The following is a 17,406-nucleotide window of genomic DNA, read 5'->3' as shown; positions in this document are numbered from 1 at the left end:
GGCATGCCCGCCCGGCCGGGAGTTCCTAGGTTCTCCGTGAGACATCGGAACGTCCTTGCCGGGCTTGGCCTGGCGGACGGCACCGGTCGGGTTCTGCCGGGGGGAGACGAAGGTGACATCGCTGATGCCGATGGCGTCCGAGGCGGTCCACACCACCGAGGGCGCCGCGATCGCGCGCCCGAGGGTGCGGCCGCGATCAGGACCGCGCCCGACGTGGCCGACCCTCGCGCTGGTGGACGCGGTGGCGGCGACTGCCGTCGTCGCACTGGCGGCCACCCTCACCGGGATCCAGGTCGGCGTCGGCTCGGCGACCGCGACGGTGGTCCTCTGGTGCCTGGCCCTCGCCGTCTCGGGAGCCTGGAGCGCGTCGACCCTCAGGGACGGCGAGCGCGCGACGCTCCGGGCCGGCGTCCTGGTGGGCCTGGTCTGCTGGGTCGCCGGTCCCCTGGTCCTGCCCACCGCCGGCGCCACGGCCGAGGTCGCGCTGACGGCGGCACTCGTGCTGAGCGCCGCGACGGTCCGCCTCCTGAAGCCGACCGCGAGCCACGCCGCGCGGGTGGCGGTCGCCGGTGACCTCGCGGACCTGGAGCCCCTGGTCGAGGAGCTGGGCCGTGACCGCGCCCGCCGCTGGGAGGTCGCCTCGGTCGTCGTCGCCGACGACGACCCGACCGTGCTCGGCCCGGGCCTGGCGGACCGCTTCGCGGAGTTCCCGCTGTGGCTCGGGGTGGACAGCGCGGTCGACGCCGCGCGCGCGTCCGGCGCCGGGACGCTCGTCCTGGTGCCGGGACGAGCACTGGATCCCGCTCGCCTGCGGCGCGCCTGCTGGGCCGCCCACGAGGCCGGGATCGACGTCCTCGTCGGCACCGGACTCCTCGACGTGCTGCCGGGCCGGGTGCGCCCGCTCTGCATCGGACCGCTCGGTCTGGCCCGGGTCCTGCCCGCGACCCGCCGGAGGTGGGCCCTCGAGGCCAAGCACGCCGCCGACCGCATCCTGGCCGGCCTCGCGCTCGTCGCCTTCGGGCCGCTGATGCTCGCGATCGCGCTGGCCGTCCGCCGCGACTCCCCCGGCCCCGCCATCTTCGCGCAGACCCGCACCGGGCGCGACGGGACCACCTTCACGATGCTCAAGTTCCGCACCATGCGGACCGACGCCGACCGGCTGCTCGCGGAGCTGGCCCAGCACAACGACTGCGACGGCGTCCTCTTCAAGATGCAACAGGATCCCCGGATCACCCGCGTCGGCAGGCTCCTGCGCAAGTACTCCCTCGACGAGCTCCCCCAGCTCATCAACGTGGTCCGCGGCGAGATGTCGCTGGTCGGGCCGCGGCCGGCGCTCCCGTCGGAGGTCACGCGGTACGACGAGGACCCGCGTCACCGCCTGGTGGTCCGACCGGGACTGACCGGGCTCTGGCAGGTGTCGGGACGCTCCGACCTCAGCTGGGACCAGTCCGTGCGGCTGGACCTGCACTACGTCGACAACTGGTCCTGGGCGCTCGACCTGCAGATCCTGCTGCGCACGGTCGGCGCCGTCCTCGGCCACCGCGGGGCGTACTGAACCGGCGACGCGTCGACCCCGGGGAGGACTAGACAGGCTGCCGAACGTCGTCCGAACTACCGGACATGGCCTCTGGACCCGTGCTAGAGAGGGACTAGGCTCCATAGCGCACCTGGGGCACGGACCCTGGGGTTCGTGGCATGGAGCGATCACGGGATCTTCAGGGGAACGGACATGACGACGACGCAGAAGGCAGCAGTCCACCGCCCGCCGCGCGTGACGGTGGTCGGACAGTCCACCCTGGTCGTCGAGACGATCGCCCGACCACTGGCGGCGGTCGCCCGGGTGACGACCATCCCGCTCGAGGCATCGCCCTCGACCAGCGGGGTGTTCGACGTCGTACGACGCTCGAACCCCACCCTCGTCGTGCTGGTGCTCTCGCGCGCCGACGTGCTCGACGCCGCTGACCTCGTCGCCGAGCTGAGCGCGCGGAGCCAGCGCGTGGTGGCGGTCGGCCAGGTGGGTGACGCGCAGGCGGAGGCCGAGCTGATCCGTGAGGGTGCCACCGCGACGATCGGGAGCGACTGCGGGCTCGCGGACGTCCTGACCATGATCCGGGACTGCGCGACGCTCACCCCGCGGCCACCGCGCCCGAGCGTCCGCCGCGCGAGCCTCTGCACGTCGCCCCCGGACCGCACGGTCAGCCCCGACCGGAGAGTCCGCCGCAACCTGAGCCACCTGACGCCGGCCGAGGCACGCATCCTGTGGCGCCTGATGCACGGTTGCTCGGTCAACGAGATCGCCCGCGCGCACGTGGTGTCGGTCGAGACCGTGCGATCGCAGATCCGCACGGTCCTGGCCAAGCTGGAGGCGGGGTCCCAGCTGGCCGCCGTCGCCCAGGCCTGGCAGGTGGGCTGGTCCCCCACCACGCTCGCGCTGCACGTGGCCTGACGCTCCGGGCGGGGCCCGGCGATCAGGTCGTCGGTCAGGCGTGCCCGTCGAACATCGACGTGACCGAGCCGTCCTCGAACACCTCGCGGATCGCCCGGGAGACCAGCGGCGCGATCGACAGGCAGGTGAGCTTGTCGAACTCCTGGTCCGGCGAGAGCGGCAATGTGTTGGTCACGACGACCTCGGCAGCGGGGCAGTTCTTGAGCCGGTCGACCGCGGGGCCGGACAGGATCGCGTGGGTGGCGGCGATGACGACGCCGGCGGCGCCGTCCGCCATCAGGGCGTCGGCGGCCTTGGCGATCGTGCCGCCGGTGTCGATCATGTCGTCGACGAGCACGCACATCCGACCGGTGACGTCACCGACGACCCGGTTGGCGACGGTCTCGTTCGGACGGTCGGTGCGTCGGGTCTTGTGGATGAAGGCCAGCGGAGCACCGCCGAGGCGGGCCGACCAGCGCTCGGCGACCTTGATCCGACCGGCGTCCGGGGAGACGATCGCCAGCGGCTGGTTGCCGTACTTCTCCTTGATGTGGTCGGCCAGGATCGGCAGCGCCATCAGGTGGTCGACGGGGCCGTCGAAGAAGCCCTGGACCTGGTCGGCGTGCAGGTCGACCGTGATCAGCCGGTCGGCGCCGGCCGTCTTGAAGAGGTCGGCCATCAGCCGGGCGGAGATCGGCTCGCGGCCGCGGTGCTTCTTGTCCTGGCGTGCGTAGCCGTAGAACGGCATGACCACGGTGATCCGCTTGGCGCTCGCCCGCTTCAGGGCGTCGACCATGATCAGGTGCTCCATGATCCACTCGTTGATCGGAGCCGTGTGGCTCTGGATCACGAAGGCGTCGCAGCCGCGGACCGACTCCTCGTAGCGGACGTAGATCTCCGAGTTCGCGAACTCGTACGCCGATGTCGGCACGAGGTCGGTGCCGAGCATCCCGGCCACCTCCTCGGCGAGCACCGGGTGCGCCCGTCCGCTGAAGACCATCAGGTTCTTCTCGGTGGTCTTCTTCATTCCGGTCACGGTTTGTTGCTCCTCGGTCGCCGGAGGTGGTCCATTCAGGATTCTGCCATGCCCTGGTCGTCGTCTCGTCGCCCGGCCAGTGCGATCTCCGCCGCACTCGCCTGAGCGGTGCCCGCTCGCTTGGCCATCGCCCACCCCTCGATGTTGCGCTGCGGCCCGCTGGAGACCGCCAGCGCGCCCGGCGGGACGTCCTCGCGCACGACGGTCCCGGCCCCGGTCGCCGCCCCGTCGCCGATCTCGATCGGCGCCACGAACGTGTTGTTGGACGAGGTCCGCGCGTGCTTCCCGACCTTGGTCCGGTGCTTGTTGACGCCGTCGTAGTTGGCGAAGATGGTGCCGGCCCCGATGTTGGTGCCCTCGCCGATCTCCGCGTCCCCGACGTACGAGAGGTGCGGGACCTTCGCGCCGTCGCCGATCACGGCGTTCTTGGTCTCGACGAAGCCGCCGATCTTGCCCCGGGTGCCGAGGATCGTGCCGGGACGCAGGTAGGAGAAGGGGCCGACGATCGCCTCGGCGCCGACCACGGCGAGCACGCCCTGGGTCCGGACCACGGTGGCGGCGGACCCGATCTCGCAGTCCTTGAGGGTGGTGTCCGGACCGATGACGGCATCCTCGGCCACGACGGTCGCCCCGAGGAGCTGGGTGCCGGGCAGGATCGTGACGTCCGCACCGAGCACGACGTCGGCGTCGATCCAGGTGGTCGCGGGGTCGACCACCGTGACGCCCTCGCGCATCCAGCCCTCGACGATGCGGCGGTTGAGCTCCGCGCCGATGCGGGCCAGCTGGACCCGGTCGTTGACGCCCTCGGTCTGCATCACGTCGTCGATCGGGTGCGCGCCGACCGTCAGTCCGTCCTCCCGGGCGAGGGCGATCGTGTCCGTCAGGTAGTACTCGCCCTTGGCGTTGTCGTTGCCGATCCGGGGCAGCGCCTCGCGCAGGAACTCGGCGTCGAAGGCCAGGATCCCGGAGTTGATCTCGCGGACCTCGCGCTGCTCCGGGGACGCGTCCTTCTCCTCGACGATCGCCTCGACGTCGCCCTCGTCGTTGCGCAGCACCCGCCCGTAGCCGAACGGGTCGGGGACGATCCCGCTCAGGATGCTGACTGCGCGCTGCGCGGCCTCGTGCTCGTCGGCGAACTCACGCAGCGAGTCGCCGCGGAGCAGCGGGGTGTCGCCGTACGCCACCAAGACGGTGCCGGAGATGGCCTGCCCGCGCTGCTCGGCGACGGCCTCGACGGCCATCCGTACGGCGTGCCCCGTGCCGTGCTGCTCCTCCTGCACGGCGAGGACCACGTCGGGGAACGACGCGTGGATGTGCGCGCTGACCGCCTCGCGCTGGTGGCCGACGACGGCGACGACCTGCTCGGGATCGAGCGCCTGCGCGGCCGTCAGGACGTGCCCGATCATGCTGCGCCCCCCGATCGGGTGCAGCACCTTCATGGTCTTGGACTTCATCCGCGTGCCGCCGCCGGCGGCCAGCACGATGACCGTCAGTCCCGTCCTCTGTTGTGCGCTCATGCTCCCCGGGTAGGAGTCGAACCTACGTCGCTAGTCCTGATTCAAAGTCAGGCGGGCCCTGCCGGCAGACCAACCGGGGATCGCTCTCCCCAGCCGGGGACAGACGACCCAACCCTAGAGCCCGATCGGCTCAGATGCTGGCTCGGTACTGTGCCAGCACCTCGCGCACGCGCTCCTCGTCACGGTCGTCGACGAGGACCAGCAGCTCGGCCACCACGTCGACGAGCTCGGTGATGCGGCGGTTGAGCTGCCGGCTCTCCTGCAGCTCCTCCTCCAGCACGGCCAGGCGCGCTCGGACGCCGATCGGCCGGCGCCGCAGCCGCCGGTAGCGGTCCTGGGCGATCCGGGCCCGGGCGCGGGTGCGGGTGAACGTCGTCATGGTGCGGTCCTCCGGGAGGTCGGGTGCTCGGGTCGGGTCCAGGCGACCCGCATCCGGCAGACGGTGGGGTCGGGGTGGCCGAGGACGTCGACGCCGGCGCGGACCCGCGCTCGCACGACCCGGCCGCCGGCCGCCTCGATCTCGCGGCGTACGACGTCCGGGTCGAGCCGCCGCACCAGCCCCGCCGGCTCCGGGTCGGGCGCACCGACGCCGGTGTCGGCGCTGAACTCGAGGAACAGCGTCCCGCCGCCGCGCAGCGCCATCCGGCACAGCAGCCACAGCTGGCTGCGCGCGCGGTCGTCGAGGCACCCGAGCAGGTGCCGGGCGGCCAGGTGGTGCGGGTCGCGGGCGAGCTCGGCGCCGGCGAGCAGCACGGTGCGCAGCTCGTTGAGGATCAGGGCCCGGACCTCGAGGTGCAGCCGCCGGTGCCGGGCCCGCTTCAGGACCGCCGCCCGGGCCGCGCGCGAGAAGTCGAAGGCGATCACCGGGTGGCCACGACGCGCGAGCCAGAGCGCGTCGCGCCCGGTGCCGCACCCGATCTCGGCGACGGGCGCGCCACGGGGCAGCTGCCGGTCGACCCACTTCGCGAAGGTCGAGCGACGGCCCCGGACGAGCCTGCGGCCCGCACCCTGGTGGAACTCGGTCCAGCGCCCCATGTCGGTCCGGAAGCCCCGCAGCCAGCCGTCGAGCCGGCGTACGCCGCGCACGGGGTCGGCGTACTTGAACGACGGGTCCGGCACCCGCCAGCCGGGTCCGTAGATGAACGCCAGCATCGCCTCGGGATCGGCGGGCGCCGGCAGCTCGACGCCGTGCAGCGTGATCGTCGAGACCGGCAGGATGACCGAGTCGAGGAGCCGGCCGCTGCGGTTGCCGAGCTGGTAGAAGGTCCCACCGACCCGGAACGCGACGAAGACGTCGATGTGGCAGAGCCGCCCGTCGCTGAGCGGGAGGAGCAGCTTGATGTCGCCGCCGGACATCCGCAGCAGGGTCCAGCCGAGCTGCTTGAGCGCCCGCTGGATCCGGTAGGACTCCGCGATGATGTCGGCTGGCGAGGTGTGGCGGCTGAGGTAGCAGACGTCCGTGTCGGAGTCGTGCGCGATCATCGCGCCGTCGCGGACGGCTCCCAGCAGCGCGCCGTAGTTGAGGTAGGCCTCCACGCCGCACACGTCGCGCAGGTCGTCGAGGGCGCGGCGGGTGCCGGTCAGGATCTCGGCGCGGACCCCTTCGGCCGTGTCGTCGAAGGCCCGACAGAGGTGTCCGACCTTGTCGACGGCCAGCGGGAGCCCCTGCGGGTCGACGACCTGCACGCGACCGTCGCCGGCGCCGAGCAGGACCTCCTGGTCGTGGAGCACCCGGTCACCGGTCACGTCGGCGACCCGGACCCGGACCGTCCCGTCGAGGAACCTGCGGAGCACCGGTGGCCACTCGACCAGCACGCCCCCGGGGACGGACCGCCCGTCGCGGGCCGCCGTGAACGCCCAGATGTAGCGACCGTCGAAGCTCACCACCTGCGGCTCCGCCGGCGCACTGCGCAGCAGCAGACCGTCGCCCGACACCGTGACGACCGGTGCGGGCGCCTGGCTGAGGACCCTGCTCACGAGGCGGAGATGACCCGGCGCAGCTGGGTGCTCGAGGTGTGGGCCGTGTAGGGGAAGTAGACGACCTCCGCGCCCACCGACCCGACCCGCTGCTCGAGCTCCAGCCCGCGCGGCGTGCCGAGCCAGTCGTCGCCCTTGAAGACCCGGTGGAACCCGACCTCGCGCCAGGCGTCGAGCTTGTCGGTGGTGAGCTCGGCGTACGTCGCGTCGACGATGCCGATCGCGTCCACGATCGCGAGCCGCTCCTCCAGCGGCACGAACGGCCGGAGGCCCTTCACCTGCTCGCAGACCTCGTCGGAGACGATCCCGGCCACGAGCACGTCGCACAGCTCGCGCGCCTGGCGCAGCGCGTTGAGGTGCCCGATGTGGAAGAGGTCGTAGACCCCGGGCACGTATCCCACCAACGGACTCATCGAGCCCTCGTTTCTAGTTTGTCTAGTGTTTTACTGAACTTTAGCGCACGACCTACCCTCTCGACGTGGAACTCCCCGTCATGCCGCCGGTCAAGCCGATGCTCGCGAAGTCGGTGAAGGGCATCCCCGACCCCGCCAAGCACGACGGGCTGAGCTTCGAGCCCAAGTGGGACGGCTTCCGGTGCGTCGTCTTCAAGGACGGCGCCGAGGTCGAGCTCGCCAGCCGCAACACCAAGCCGCTGACGCGCTACTTCCCCGAGGTCGTCGCCGCGATGCGCGAACAGCTGCCGGAGCGGTGCGTGCTGGACGGCGAGATCTTCGTCAGCGTCGGAGAGCGGCTGGAGTTCGAGGTGCTGCAGGAGCGCATCCACCCGGCCGCCTCGCGGATCGCGATGCTGAGCGAGAAGACGCCCGCGTCGTACGTCGCCTTCGACCTGCTCGCGCTCGGCGACGAGTCGTACGCCGAGCGCCCGTTCGCCGAGCGGCGGGCGGCGCTCGAGGGCGCGCTCGCGGGGCTGGACGGCCCTTGCTTCCTGACCCGCACCACGACGGACCCGGCCGAGGCCGAGGAGTGGTTCCACCAGTTCGAGGGCGCCGGCCTCGACGGCGTCGTGGCGAAGCCGCTGGGTGCGCCGTACCAGCAGAACGCCCGCACGATGCTCAAGATCAAGCACGAGCGCACCGCCGACGTGGTCGTCGCGGGCTACCGCGAGCACAAGACCAGCACGCCCGAGGCTCCGCTGCTCGGCAGCCTCCTGCTCGGCCTCTACAACGACGAGGGGCAGCTCCAGCACATCGGCGTCAGCGCGAGCTTCACCGCGGCACGCCGGGCGGAGCTGATCGAGGAGCTCCAGCCGCTGGTCTGCGACATCGCCGACCACCCGTGGGGTCACTGGCAGGAGTTCCTCACCGCCAATCCCGACCGCGTCCCCGGCACGCAGAGCCGGTGGAGCCAGGGCAAGGACCTGTCGTTCACGCCGTTGCGGCCCGAGCGGGTGCTCGAGGTGGCCTACGACCACATGGAGGGCCACCGCTTCCGGCACACGGCCCAGTTCCGCCGCTGGCGCACCGACCGCGACCCGGAGTCGTGCGGCTACGAGCAACTGGATGAGCCGGTCAGCTACGACCTCGCTAGGATCTTGAGCGTCGACTGAGAGGCGGACCATGTCCGAGAACGCAGGCCCCCAGAGCACGGGCGAGGACTACGACGTCGTCCTCCTGATCGAGCAGGCCCTGAGCGAGCAGGACGCCGCCCAGGTGCACTCGCTCCACGAGGGTCTCGACGAGCCGGTGACCTACCACGTGCTCCTCCCGCTGGAGGACGCCGCGGCCCGGATCGAGTCCGCGATGGGCTCGCTCACCGCGGGCGACATGCTCGCGTCACCCACGATGCCGATGAGCGAGGTCGACCTCGACGCGGTCCGCAAGGACTGCGAGGAGCGTTCCTCCACCGAGCTCGACCAGACCCTCGCGGCGCTGCGCAAGAGCGGCGCGACCGCGCGCGGTCAGGTCGTCACCGACCCGCCGATCGACGCGCTCGCCGCCAAGGTGACCGAGGTCGACGGCCGCGAGGCGATCATCCTCACCCGCCCGCACGTGGTGTCCGAGTTCTTCCACCTCGACTGGACCTCGAAGGCGCGGCGCAAGCTCGGCGTACCGATCCTGCACCTGCTGGAGCACGAGACGTTCGACGAGCAGGCCGAGCGCTACGGCGAAGAGGGCATCACCGGCCTCTAGGTCGAATCGAGACTTCTGACGGTCGAGTCGAGACTTCTGACGGTCGAATCCATCGATTCAACCGTCAGAAGTCTCGATTCAACCCAGCGCGCGGAAGGACAGCGCGTGCCAGCGCGGTCCGACCGGGGTGAGCTCGACCCGGCGCGGGTCCAGCCCGTCGTGCGGGGCGTCGCCGCGCACGATGGCGACCTCGAGGCGCGACTCGGAGAGCCCCTCGGCCAGGCCCTCGCCCCACTCGACGACCGTCACGGCGTCGTCGAACGCGGTGTCGAGGTCGAGGTCGTCGAGCTCGTCCAGGCCGCCGAGGCGGTAGGCGTCGACGTGCACCAGGTCGGGGCCGCCGACCAGCGACGGGTGCACCCGGGCGATCACGAACGTCGGGGAGGTGACGTCGCCCCGGACGCCGAGACCGGCCCCCAGCCCCTGGGTGAACGTGGTCTTGCCCGCGCCGAGCTCGCCGCTGAGCACGATCAGGTCGCCCCGGGCGAGCTGCCCCGCGAGCGACCTGCCCAGCCCTCGCATGGCATCGGCATCGGGCGCCTGGAAGACGTGGGTGCGCAGGGGTCGGCGCAGCTCGACGTTCGGCGACTCCCGGCGGATCTCCCGGAAGCCCTGTCGCTCCCAGAACTGCACCGTCTGGGGCAGCTCCTCGCGGGCCACGACGGTCAGGTCGTCGGAGCCGTCGGCCGCCTCGACGGCGGCGTCGATCAGCGCTGCGGCGACGCCGTGGCCCTGGGCGTCGGGGGCCACCCCGAAGCGGCGGAGGTACGTCGTGCTGCCGATCGGGTCGAGCACGAGGGCGCCGACCGGGCGACCGTCGAGGCAGGCGAGCAGGCCGCCGTGGCCGGCCAGCCGGTCGGCGATCGATTCCTCGGTCTCCTCGAGCGCGGCCGCCGGCGGGTCGAGCGGCGGCCGGGCCTCGAAGGCGGCCCGGACGACCGCGAGGACCTGTCCGGCCGACTCGGGGCCGACCCGGGTGATCTCGACGGTCACCGGGCGTCCTCGGCCCCGGTGGCGGCGAGCAGGCGGTCCAGCTCGCCGTTGACCTCGGAGTGCCGCTCCAGGATCACCATGTGGCCCGCGCCGTGGCACTCGAGCAGCGTCGAGCCGTCGATCCGCGCCTGGAGCTTGCGGCTGTGCCCGATCGAGGTCAGCTTGTCCTCGGTGCCGCAGATGACCACGGTCGGCACCTTCGCCAGCACCTCGACCGCGTCGAACTTGTCGAGCGACGAGAAGCCCGGGAAGAACTCGGCGACCACCTCGAACGGCGTCGCCGACAGCATCCGGTCGACGAACTCGACGTAGCTGCCCGGCACGTCGTCGCCGAAGGCGAGGTTGGCGGTGGCGACCAGCGCCACGTCGCGCCCGACCTTGCGGACGCCGTCGACGATCCTGTGGGTGCGGGCCAGCGTGGAGATCGTGCGGCCGACGGGGCCGGCGCTCCCCCACGCCGGGACCATTGGGAAGAGGATCCGGCTGGGCTCCAGCCCACCCGCGGTGGTCGAGATCAGCGCCGTGCCGACCACGCGGTCGCCGAACAGCTCGGGGTGCTGCTCCGCGAGCGCGACCACGGTCATCCCGCCCATGGAGTGACCGACCACCACGACCGGCCCCTCCGGCGCGACGGCGTCCATCACGGCGAGCAGGTCGCTGCCGAGCTGCTCGATGGTGGCGTTTCCCAGCGGCGAGCGACCGGAGCGGCCGTGCGAGCGCTGGTCGTAGAAGACGGTGCGGACCTGGCCGCGCCCGCGCGCGCTCCTGAAGTGCTCGCGCTGGAAGTGCCAGCAGTCCAGCTCCAGGGCGTAGCCGTGGGCGAAGATCACCGTCAGCGGTGGCTTGGCCTTGCGCGACCGCCCCTTCGCCGGCAGCTCGGGCTCGTCGACCTCCACGTGCAGCGGCGTGCCGTCGGCGGCGACCACCGTGATCGGCGCGGAGTGCAGCGAGCCGAACGCCGGTACGTCGTCCGGCGCCCTCCGGGCGATGCGCTTGCGCTGCCGGTTGACGCCCACGCCCGCGCCGGCGGCCGCGAGGCCCACCGCGCCGACGGTGACCGCACCGATCACCCGTCCACGAACACTCATGCGCGTACTCGCTTCGCTCCGTGCGCACATGAGGCACCGGACACTCTGCGCTCGATGATGAGCTCGCTGCGCTCACTCACTTGTCGACGTACCTCCGGCTCATGCGCCCCCCGACTCGGGTGACGATCTCGTAGGAGATGGTGCCGCTGGCCTCGGCCCAGTCCTGGGCGGTCGGCTCCCCGTCCGTCCCCGGCCCGAAGAGCACCACGTCGCGGCCCGCTGACGGCAGGTCGCCGTCCAGGTCGACGACGAACTGGTCCATGCACACCCGGCCGCGGATCGCCCGGCGCTTGCCGTCGACGAGCACCTGGGCGACGTTGCTGGCGTGGCGAGGCACGCCGTCGGCGTACCCGACCGGCACCAGGCCGACCGTGGTGGGGGTCTCCGCGGTCCAGGTGTGGCCGTAGGAGACGGAGGCGCCGGCGGCGAGCGGCTTGGTCTGCGCGAGCGTGGCCCGCACGGTCATCGCGGGCCGCAGCCCGAGGTCGGGGGTGTGCCCCGGCGCCGGGTCGAGGCCGTACGACGCGAGCCCGACGCGCACCAGGTCGAAGCGGGCGGACGGCCGCAGGATCGCACCCGCCGAGTTGGCGAGGTGGCGGACCTCCGGGCGCAGCCCGGCGGCCGCGGCGATGTCGAGGGCCTCGCGGAAGACGGCCTCCTGGGCGTCGTTGGCGGGGTGGTCGGGCTCGTCGCTCGCCGCGAGGTGTGACCAGACGCCGGTGACGGCCAAGGTGCCGTCGCGCTCACCCGCGGCGGCCGCGGCGACGACGTCGGACCAGGTGTCCATCGGGGCGCCGCCCCGCGAGAGACCGGTGTCGACCTTCAGCTGCAGGCGCGCGGGCCGGCCGACCTGACCGGCGGCGTCCTCGATCTCGTGGAGCTCGGCAACGGAGTACGCCGTGAGGTCGACATCGGCGGCGATCGCTGCGGCGTGGTCCTCGCCCGGGACGGTCAGCCAGCAGAGCAGGCGTCCGGTGTCGCCGGCCTCGCGGAGGGCGAGCGCCTCGTCGATCGTGGCGACCCCGATCCACTCGGAGCCGGCCCCCCGGGCCGCGCGCGCCACCTCGACCATGCCGTGCCCGTAGCCGTCCGCCTTGACCACCGTCATCATCTGCACGCCGGTCAACTCGCGCAGCGTGCGGACGTTGTGCCGGATCGCCGCGAGATCGACGACGATCTCGGCGCGCGCGACCGGCAGGGGGCTCATGCCGTCAATTGTCCCATCAGGGGGTCGGGAGGCTCCGGACGGCCGCCGAGATGGACGCCGCGACCTCGCTCGCGACCAGGGGCCCACCCCGACCCGCGAGGGTCGCCGCGGCCCCGTGCAGCCAGGATCCGACCGAGGCCGCGTCGTACGGCGCCAGGCCGGCCGCCAGCAGCGCACCGACCAGTCCCCCCAGCACGTCCCCCGCACCGGCCGTGGCCAGCCATGGCGTGCCGGTGGTCGTGGCTCGCACCCGGCCGTCCGGGGTGGCGACCAGGGTGTGGCGCCCCTTGAGCAGCACCACGCAGCCGTACGTCGTGGCCGCCTGTCGCGCGTGGTGGAGCGGCCGGGCCTCGACGTCGTCACGGTCGATGCCGAGCAGGGCGGCCAGCTCGCCGGCGTGTGGCGTGAGGATCGTGTCGCTCGGCTGCGGGCCGGTGACGTGGGCGAGCGCATCGGCGTCGATCACGAGCGGGACCCGGTCCTCACGGGCGGTCGCGAGCTCGTCGCCCGCGTGCTCGCCACCGCCGGAGCCGACGACCCACGCCTGCACCCGGCCGGCGCCGACCACCTCCGGGTGGACCTCGCGGACCGTGTCGGACGCGGCGCCGACGTAGCGGACCATCCCGCACAGGCCGCTGTTGGCGCCCGCGACGCTGAGCAGCGCGGCGCCGGGGTACTCGGCGGACCCCGCGCGCACGCCGACGACGCCGCGCACGTACTTCTGGGCGTCCGGTGCCGGCCGCGGCAGCAGTGCCGCGACGTCCTCGGGCTGAAGGGCCTCGACCGCCGCTTCGGGCAGGTCGAGCCCGATGTCGACGAGGTGGACGACGCCGGCGGCTGCGGCTGCGGGGTCGACCAGGTGCGCGACCTTGTGGGTGCCGAAGGTGACCGTGACGGCCGCGGTCACGTGCGGTCCGTCGAGCTCGCCGGTGTCGACGTCGACGCCGCTGGGGACGTCCACCGCGACCACCGGGACCCCCTCGACCGCCGCGAGCGCCTCGTGCGCCTCGGCCCGCAGCCCCGGACGGCCGCCGATCCCGACGATCCCGTCGACCACCACCTCGGGTCGGTCCGGTCGGGTCGTGAGTCGTCCCCCCGCGGCCCGCAGCGCCGCGATCCCGCGCTCGTGGGCGTGGTCCGAGAGCAGCCACGCCTCGACCTGCACCCCGCGCCGCGCCAGCAGCGCGCCGGCGTACAACGCGTCCCCGCCGTTGTCGCCCGACCCCACGAGCAGCAGCACCCGCCGGCCGTACGCCGAGCCGAGCAGGTCGAGCACGGCGTACGCCAGGCCGGCCGCCGCCCGCTGCATCAGCGCACCCTCCGGCAGGCTGCGCATCAGCTCGGCCTCGGCCGCCCGCACCTGCTCCACCGTGTGTGCACGCCTCATGCCCCCAACCTAGGACCTGAGTCCGAGGCCGGGGGCACGAGACGGGTGCTACTTCAGGCGGATCTTCACGCTGTCCGTGCTGGCGGTGAAGGCACTGCTCGGCGAGTACGCCACCACGAGGTGACGTGCCCCCTTCTTGCCCTTCACCGTGACGGTGAAGGTCGCGGTACCGCCCTTGAGGGTGACCGCCGGGTGGAGCCGCTTGCCGGCGAGGGTGACGACGACCTTGCCGGTCGGCACCGCCCCGGTGGCAGAGACCTTCACCCGGACCCGGACCTGCTTGCCGGCCTTGACGACCTTCTTGCCGGCCACGAGCGAGGTGCTGGTGACCGCCTTGCCGACCTTGACCGACGCGGACGTGCTCTGCCCGGTGACGTGGTCGCTCTTGGTGCCGCTGACGACCACCGACACGGCCTTGCCGTAGTCGGCGACGGTCGGTCGGTAGCTCGCCGAGGTCGCGCGCGCGACGGCGCTCCCGCCCACCAGCCACTGGTACTCGGTGGCGACGCCGTCCTGGTCCCAGGTCGGGACCTTCGCGGTCAGCACGCTGCCCACGCGGGCCGTCGCGGCGATCCTCGCCGGGGAGGTCGCAACCGGAGCCGGGAGCTTGCCGATGCTCAGCGGTGCGGACGCCAGGTCGGTGGTCGTCGTCGACTCCGTGCTGGCGCTGTCCGCGCTGGTGACGGCGACCAGGTCGGTCGCCTCGACCATCGAGTCGCCGCTGGCGAGCCCGGTGAAGGTCACCGAGGCCAGGGTCACGACCCCGTCAGCGGCCGGCGAGGAGCCCAGCTTGGTGTGGATGATGCTGAGTGTCCCGCCGTGGTCGGTGGCGTACGTCGCTCCCGACACGTCCGTGGTCGCGCTGTCGTCGACGTACTTCAGCAGGTGCGAGTCGTACGCCAAGGTCAGGTCGTAGGCGTAGAGGTCGGCGGCGGCGGTCGCCTTGACCGTCACCGTGACCTCGTCACCGACGACCGCGCCCGGTGCCGAGGTCTCGATGCTGAACCCGTCGAGCGCCGTCGGCGCCGTCAGGGTGCGCTCGTTGGCGTTCGCCATGGCCCCGGGGATCGCGACCGCCGCGCCGATGCCCAGGGCCACCAGGGCTCCCACGGCCGCTGCCGTGGCTGGCCGAGCGCCCCACCTGCGGTGCGTCACCGTCTCCATCGTCGTCCCGTGCCTCTCGTCGTTGCTCGTCCCGCGCGCCATCACTCGTCACCCAGTGCCGGGTAGAGGGCGGGCGTGGTGCGGTGCTTGGTCGCCTGCTCGTAGGAGTAGGCCAGCCCGATCAGCGGGCCTTCGGTGTAGCTCTTGCCGAGGAACTCCAGGTTGACCCCGGCGCCCGTGGTGGTGTTGTCGGCCGCGATCGCCTGGCCCATCGGCACCGTGACTGCCGGCATGCCCGTGTTGGGGCTGAGCCGCAGGTTGGTGCCCTGCGTGCCGTACGGGTTGCCCGTCGGGTAGACCAAGGCGTCCAGGTCGTTGTCGTCCATCAGTGTGTTGACCGCGGTCTCGCCGTTGGCGATCGCCGTGGTGTGGGTGGCGATCCACGTGTTGTAGGTGTCGGTCGTGACATTGTTGCGACCGACGTACGTCGACGCCGCGCGTCCCGGGACCATCCAGCCGTCGTCGATGAGCGCCTGCAGGCTGCGCACGCCGATCGCCGGGTCGAGGTGGTTGGTGATGTAGACGTCCAGGTCGTGCTTGAACTCGTTGGTGCTGCCGCTGCCCTCGCTGAGGGTGGAGTTCAGGGCCGTGGTCGTGATCGGCACGACCGTCGCGCCCTGGGCGGTCAGGTCGACGACAGCCTGGCTGAAGAGCCGGACCGTGGTGGCGTTGGAGCCGACCATCGACGTCACATAGCCGATCCGCTTGCCCTGCAGGCTTGTCGGGTCGAGGTACGAGGTGTACGACGTCGGGACCTTGCCGGTCTGCTCGCTGGTGATCGGGTCGTTGGCGTCCACCCCGGTGACCTCGTCGAGCGCGACGGCGGCGTCCGAGACGCTCCGGGCGATCGGGCCACCGGTGTCCTGCGTGAGTGCGAGCGGCACGATGCCGTCACGGCTGGTGAGACCCACCGTCGGGCGGATGCCGACAAGCTGGTTGTAGCTGGACGGGTTCCGGATCGAGCCGCCCGTGTCGGTGCCGAACCCGATCGCGCCGAGGTTGGCCGAGATCGAGGCACCCGTGCCGCCGCTGGAGCCACCCGCGGTCTTCGAGAGGTTGTACGGGCTGGCGACGAGGAGCGAGGAGCCCTTCGCACTGAGCGTGCTGAACTCGGAGCTGAAGCCGAGGGCGAACTCGTCGAGCGACGCCTTGCCGAGGATCACGGCACCCGAGCTGCGCAGCTCGTTGACCATGAACGCGTCTGCGCCGGTCTGGTTGTCCTTCCAGCTGCCGTTGCCAGCGGAGGTCGGCATGTCCTTCGTGTCGTAGTTGTCCTTGAGCAGCACTGGGATCCCGTCCATCATGCTGCGCGGCCCGCCGTGCGCCGCACGGTAGGCGTCGCTCTCGGCGGCCGCGTCGAGGGCCTTCTGGCCGCCGCTCGTGATGATCGAGTTCAGCGCCCGGACGTGGTCCGTGTCGGTGAGCTTGTCGTACGCCGCGATCCGGTCGAGGTACTCCTGCGTCAGCTTGACCGACGTGATCACGCCAGCGTTCATGGCCTTCTGCATCTCGAGCGCCGAGGCCTCGACGAGGTGGAACGGGCCGTCGTCGTACAGCATCCGCTGCGACAGCTGGGCGACGTCGGTCATCGTGATCGCGCCGTCGTGGTCGTAGTCGGCAGCGGAGACTGCGGACCAGCCGTCGTCGCTGCTCGTGGTGCCGATGGCCGCGACGATCGTGTCCAGGTCGGCCTTGTCGATCTGGTCGTTGCCGGTCAGGTTCCCAGCCGTGTAGTACGGCGCCAGGTAGGCGCCGTGGTCGCTCAGCGCCGGCTCGTCGGACCGAGCCGGCGCGCCGACGGCCGCCACGGCCAACGACGTCGCGCACACGCCCGTCACGACCATCAGGGACAGTCGCATCCCTTGCAGTCTCTTCACTTGTCCTCCCCACATCAGCGCCCGGACCTACCCGGGCACGGGGACGCTAAGTCGGCAGTGTTTCGCTTACCGTCCGTCCGACACCGGTTCCGATGACGTGGTTGTAACGATTCAGGACGGCATGTGTCCGGTGTGGGTCCCAGGCCTGGGGAGCTGCTGTGGACGGCGGCCGGCGGGATAGTCCCTGACGTTGTCGACACGACACTTCGTCACAGCTGTCGGCCTGCCGGGGACTATCCCTCCAGGACCACCACCGCCGACGAGATGCCGGCGTCGTGGGAGAGCGAGACGTGCACGGAGGCGACACCGAGCTCGTCGGCGCGAGCACGGACGGAGCCGCGGAGCTCGAAGAGGGGACGTCCCGACGACTCGGACACGATCTCGGCGTCGTGCCAGTGCAGACCGACGGGGGCGCCGAGGGCCTTGGCGAGCGCCTCCTTGGCGGCGAACCGCGCAGCGAGCGAGGCCAGCGGCCGGCCGGCCTCTCCTGGCGTGAAGAGCCGGTCGCGGAGACCGGGGGTGCGGGTCAGCGACTCCCCGAAGCGCTCGATGTCGACCACGTCGATGCCGACGCCGATGATCATC

Annotated in this window: 16 protein-coding genes and 1 tRNA gene; 4 read left to right on the top strand and 13 right to left on the bottom strand. The window is 72.1% G+C overall.

What is annotated here, in order from left to right; all coding sequences use genetic code 11:
* The first annotated feature begins 112 nt into the window (after positions 1-112).
* Both ASC77_RS10920 and ASC77_RS10915 read left to right on the top strand, forming a co-directional pair.
* Complete coding sequence (locus tag ASC77_RS10920; protein WP_156391028.1) at positions 113-1,555, top strand: sugar transferase; 1,443 nt, start codon at positions 113-115, stop codon at positions 1,553-1,555.
* 174 nt (positions 1,556-1,729) lie between these two features.
* On the top strand, positions 1,730-2,446 hold the full coding sequence (locus ASC77_RS10915) for a helix-turn-helix transcriptional regulator (protein ID WP_056152136.1): 717 nt from the start codon (positions 1,730-1,732) through the stop codon (positions 2,444-2,446).
* Between the two features lie 34 nt (positions 2,447-2,480).
* Here ASC77_RS10915 and ASC77_RS10910 read toward each other — a convergent pair whose 3' ends face one another.
* The 6 genes from ASC77_RS10910 to ASC77_RS10885 all read right to left on the bottom strand — a co-directional run bounded on the left by ASC77_RS10910 (position 2,481) and on the right by ASC77_RS10885 (position 7,368).
* Positions 2,481-3,452 (bottom strand): ribose-phosphate diphosphokinase, encoded by a 972-nt coding sequence (locus ASC77_RS10910; protein ID WP_056152133.1) that lies wholly within the window; start codon positions 3,450-3,452, stop codon positions 2,481-2,483.
* Between the two features lie 44 nt (positions 3,453-3,496).
* Positions 3,497-4,978 (bottom strand): bifunctional UDP-N-acetylglucosamine diphosphorylase/glucosamine-1-phosphate N-acetyltransferase GlmU, encoded by a 1,482-nt coding sequence (gene glmU / locus ASC77_RS10905; protein ID WP_056152130.1) that lies wholly within the window; start codon positions 4,976-4,978, stop codon positions 3,497-3,499.
* A 1-nt stretch (position 4,979) separates the two neighbouring features.
* Positions 4,980-5,058, bottom strand: a tRNA-Gln gene (locus ASC77_RS10900).
* A gap of 50 nt (positions 5,059-5,108) precedes the next feature.
* Positions 5,109-5,357: a DUF6752 domain-containing protein gene (locus ASC77_RS26585; protein WP_056152127.1), complete on the bottom strand. Its 249-nt coding sequence runs from the start codon at positions 5,355-5,357 to the stop codon at positions 5,109-5,111.
* Positions 5,354-6,955 (bottom strand): class I SAM-dependent methyltransferase, encoded by a 1,602-nt coding sequence (locus ASC77_RS10890; RefSeq protein WP_056152123.1) that lies wholly within the window; start codon positions 6,953-6,955, stop codon positions 5,354-5,356. Before ASC77_RS10890 ends, ASC77_RS26585 begins: the two co-directional genes overlap by 4 nt.
* Positions 6,952-7,368 (bottom strand): adenylyltransferase/cytidyltransferase family protein, encoded by a 417-nt coding sequence (locus ASC77_RS10885; RefSeq protein ID WP_056152121.1) that lies wholly within the window; start codon positions 7,366-7,368, stop codon positions 6,952-6,954. The genes ASC77_RS10890 and ASC77_RS10885 overlap by 4 nt, the downstream gene beginning before the upstream one ends.
* A 65-nt stretch (positions 7,369-7,433) precedes the next feature.
* Here ASC77_RS10885 and ASC77_RS10880 point away from each other — a divergent pair, with 65 nt between their 5' ends.
* On the top strand, positions 7,434-8,522 hold the full coding sequence (locus tag ASC77_RS10880) for an ATP-dependent DNA ligase (RefSeq protein ID WP_200944951.1): 1,089 nt from the start codon (positions 7,434-7,436) through the stop codon (positions 8,520-8,522).
* A 10-nt stretch (positions 8,523-8,532) separates the two neighbouring features.
* Positions 8,533-9,105 (top strand): hypothetical protein, encoded by a 573-nt coding sequence (locus ASC77_RS10875; RefSeq protein WP_056152114.1) that lies wholly within the window; start codon positions 8,533-8,535, stop codon positions 9,103-9,105.
* 78 nt (positions 9,106-9,183) lie between these two features.
* Here ASC77_RS10875 and tsaE read toward each other — a convergent pair whose 3' ends face one another.
* The 7 genes from tsaE to ASC77_RS10840 all read right to left on the bottom strand — a co-directional run bounded on the left by tsaE (position 9,184) and on the right by ASC77_RS10840 (position 17,405).
* Positions 9,184-10,098: a tRNA (adenosine(37)-N6)-threonylcarbamoyltransferase complex ATPase subunit type 1 TsaE gene (gene tsaE, locus ASC77_RS10870; RefSeq protein WP_056152111.1), complete on the bottom strand. Its 915-nt coding sequence runs from the start codon at positions 10,096-10,098 to the stop codon at positions 9,184-9,186.
* Entirely contained in the window at positions 10,095-11,186 is a 1,092-nt protein-coding gene (locus ASC77_RS10865; protein WP_056152108.1) for an alpha/beta fold hydrolase, read from the bottom strand. Before ASC77_RS10865 ends, tsaE begins: the two co-directional genes overlap by 4 nt.
* A 76-nt stretch (positions 11,187-11,262) precedes the next feature.
* Positions 11,263-12,393, bottom strand: a complete 1,131-nt coding sequence (gene alr, locus ASC77_RS10860) for an alanine racemase (RefSeq protein ID WP_056152106.1) — start codon at positions 12,391-12,393, stop codon at positions 11,263-11,265.
* Between the two features lie 16 nt (positions 12,394-12,409).
* Positions 12,410-13,780: an NAD(P)H-hydrate dehydratase gene (locus tag ASC77_RS10855; RefSeq protein WP_056152103.1), complete on the bottom strand. Its 1,371-nt coding sequence runs from the start codon at positions 13,778-13,780 to the stop codon at positions 12,410-12,412.
* 48 nt (positions 13,781-13,828) lie between these two features.
* Complete coding sequence (locus tag ASC77_RS10850) at positions 13,829-14,935, bottom strand: cohesin domain-containing protein (RefSeq protein ID WP_162249816.1); 1,107 nt, start codon at positions 14,933-14,935, stop codon at positions 13,829-13,831.
* Positions 14,936-14,985: 50 nt separating this feature from the next.
* Positions 14,986-16,803, bottom strand: coding sequence for an amidase family protein (locus tag ASC77_RS10845; RefSeq protein WP_056152096.1), 1,818 nt, complete (start codon positions 16,801-16,803; stop codon positions 14,986-14,988).
* A 251-nt stretch (positions 16,804-17,054) separates the two neighbouring features.
* Positions 17,055-17,405 (bottom strand): holo-ACP synthase, encoded by a 351-nt coding sequence (locus ASC77_RS10840; RefSeq protein ID WP_056152094.1) that lies wholly within the window; start codon positions 17,403-17,405, stop codon positions 17,055-17,057.
* Between the last annotated feature and the right edge of the window lies 1 nt (position 17,406).

Origin of the sequence: Nocardioides sp. Root1257, assembly GCF_001425175.1 — a bacterium.
Lineage (GTDB): Bacteria > Actinomycetota > Actinomycetes > Propionibacteriales > Nocardioidaceae > Nocardioides.
The sequence above is the reverse complement of the archived record's forward strand: the minus strand, read 5'-3'. Positions and strand labels throughout refer to the sequence as shown.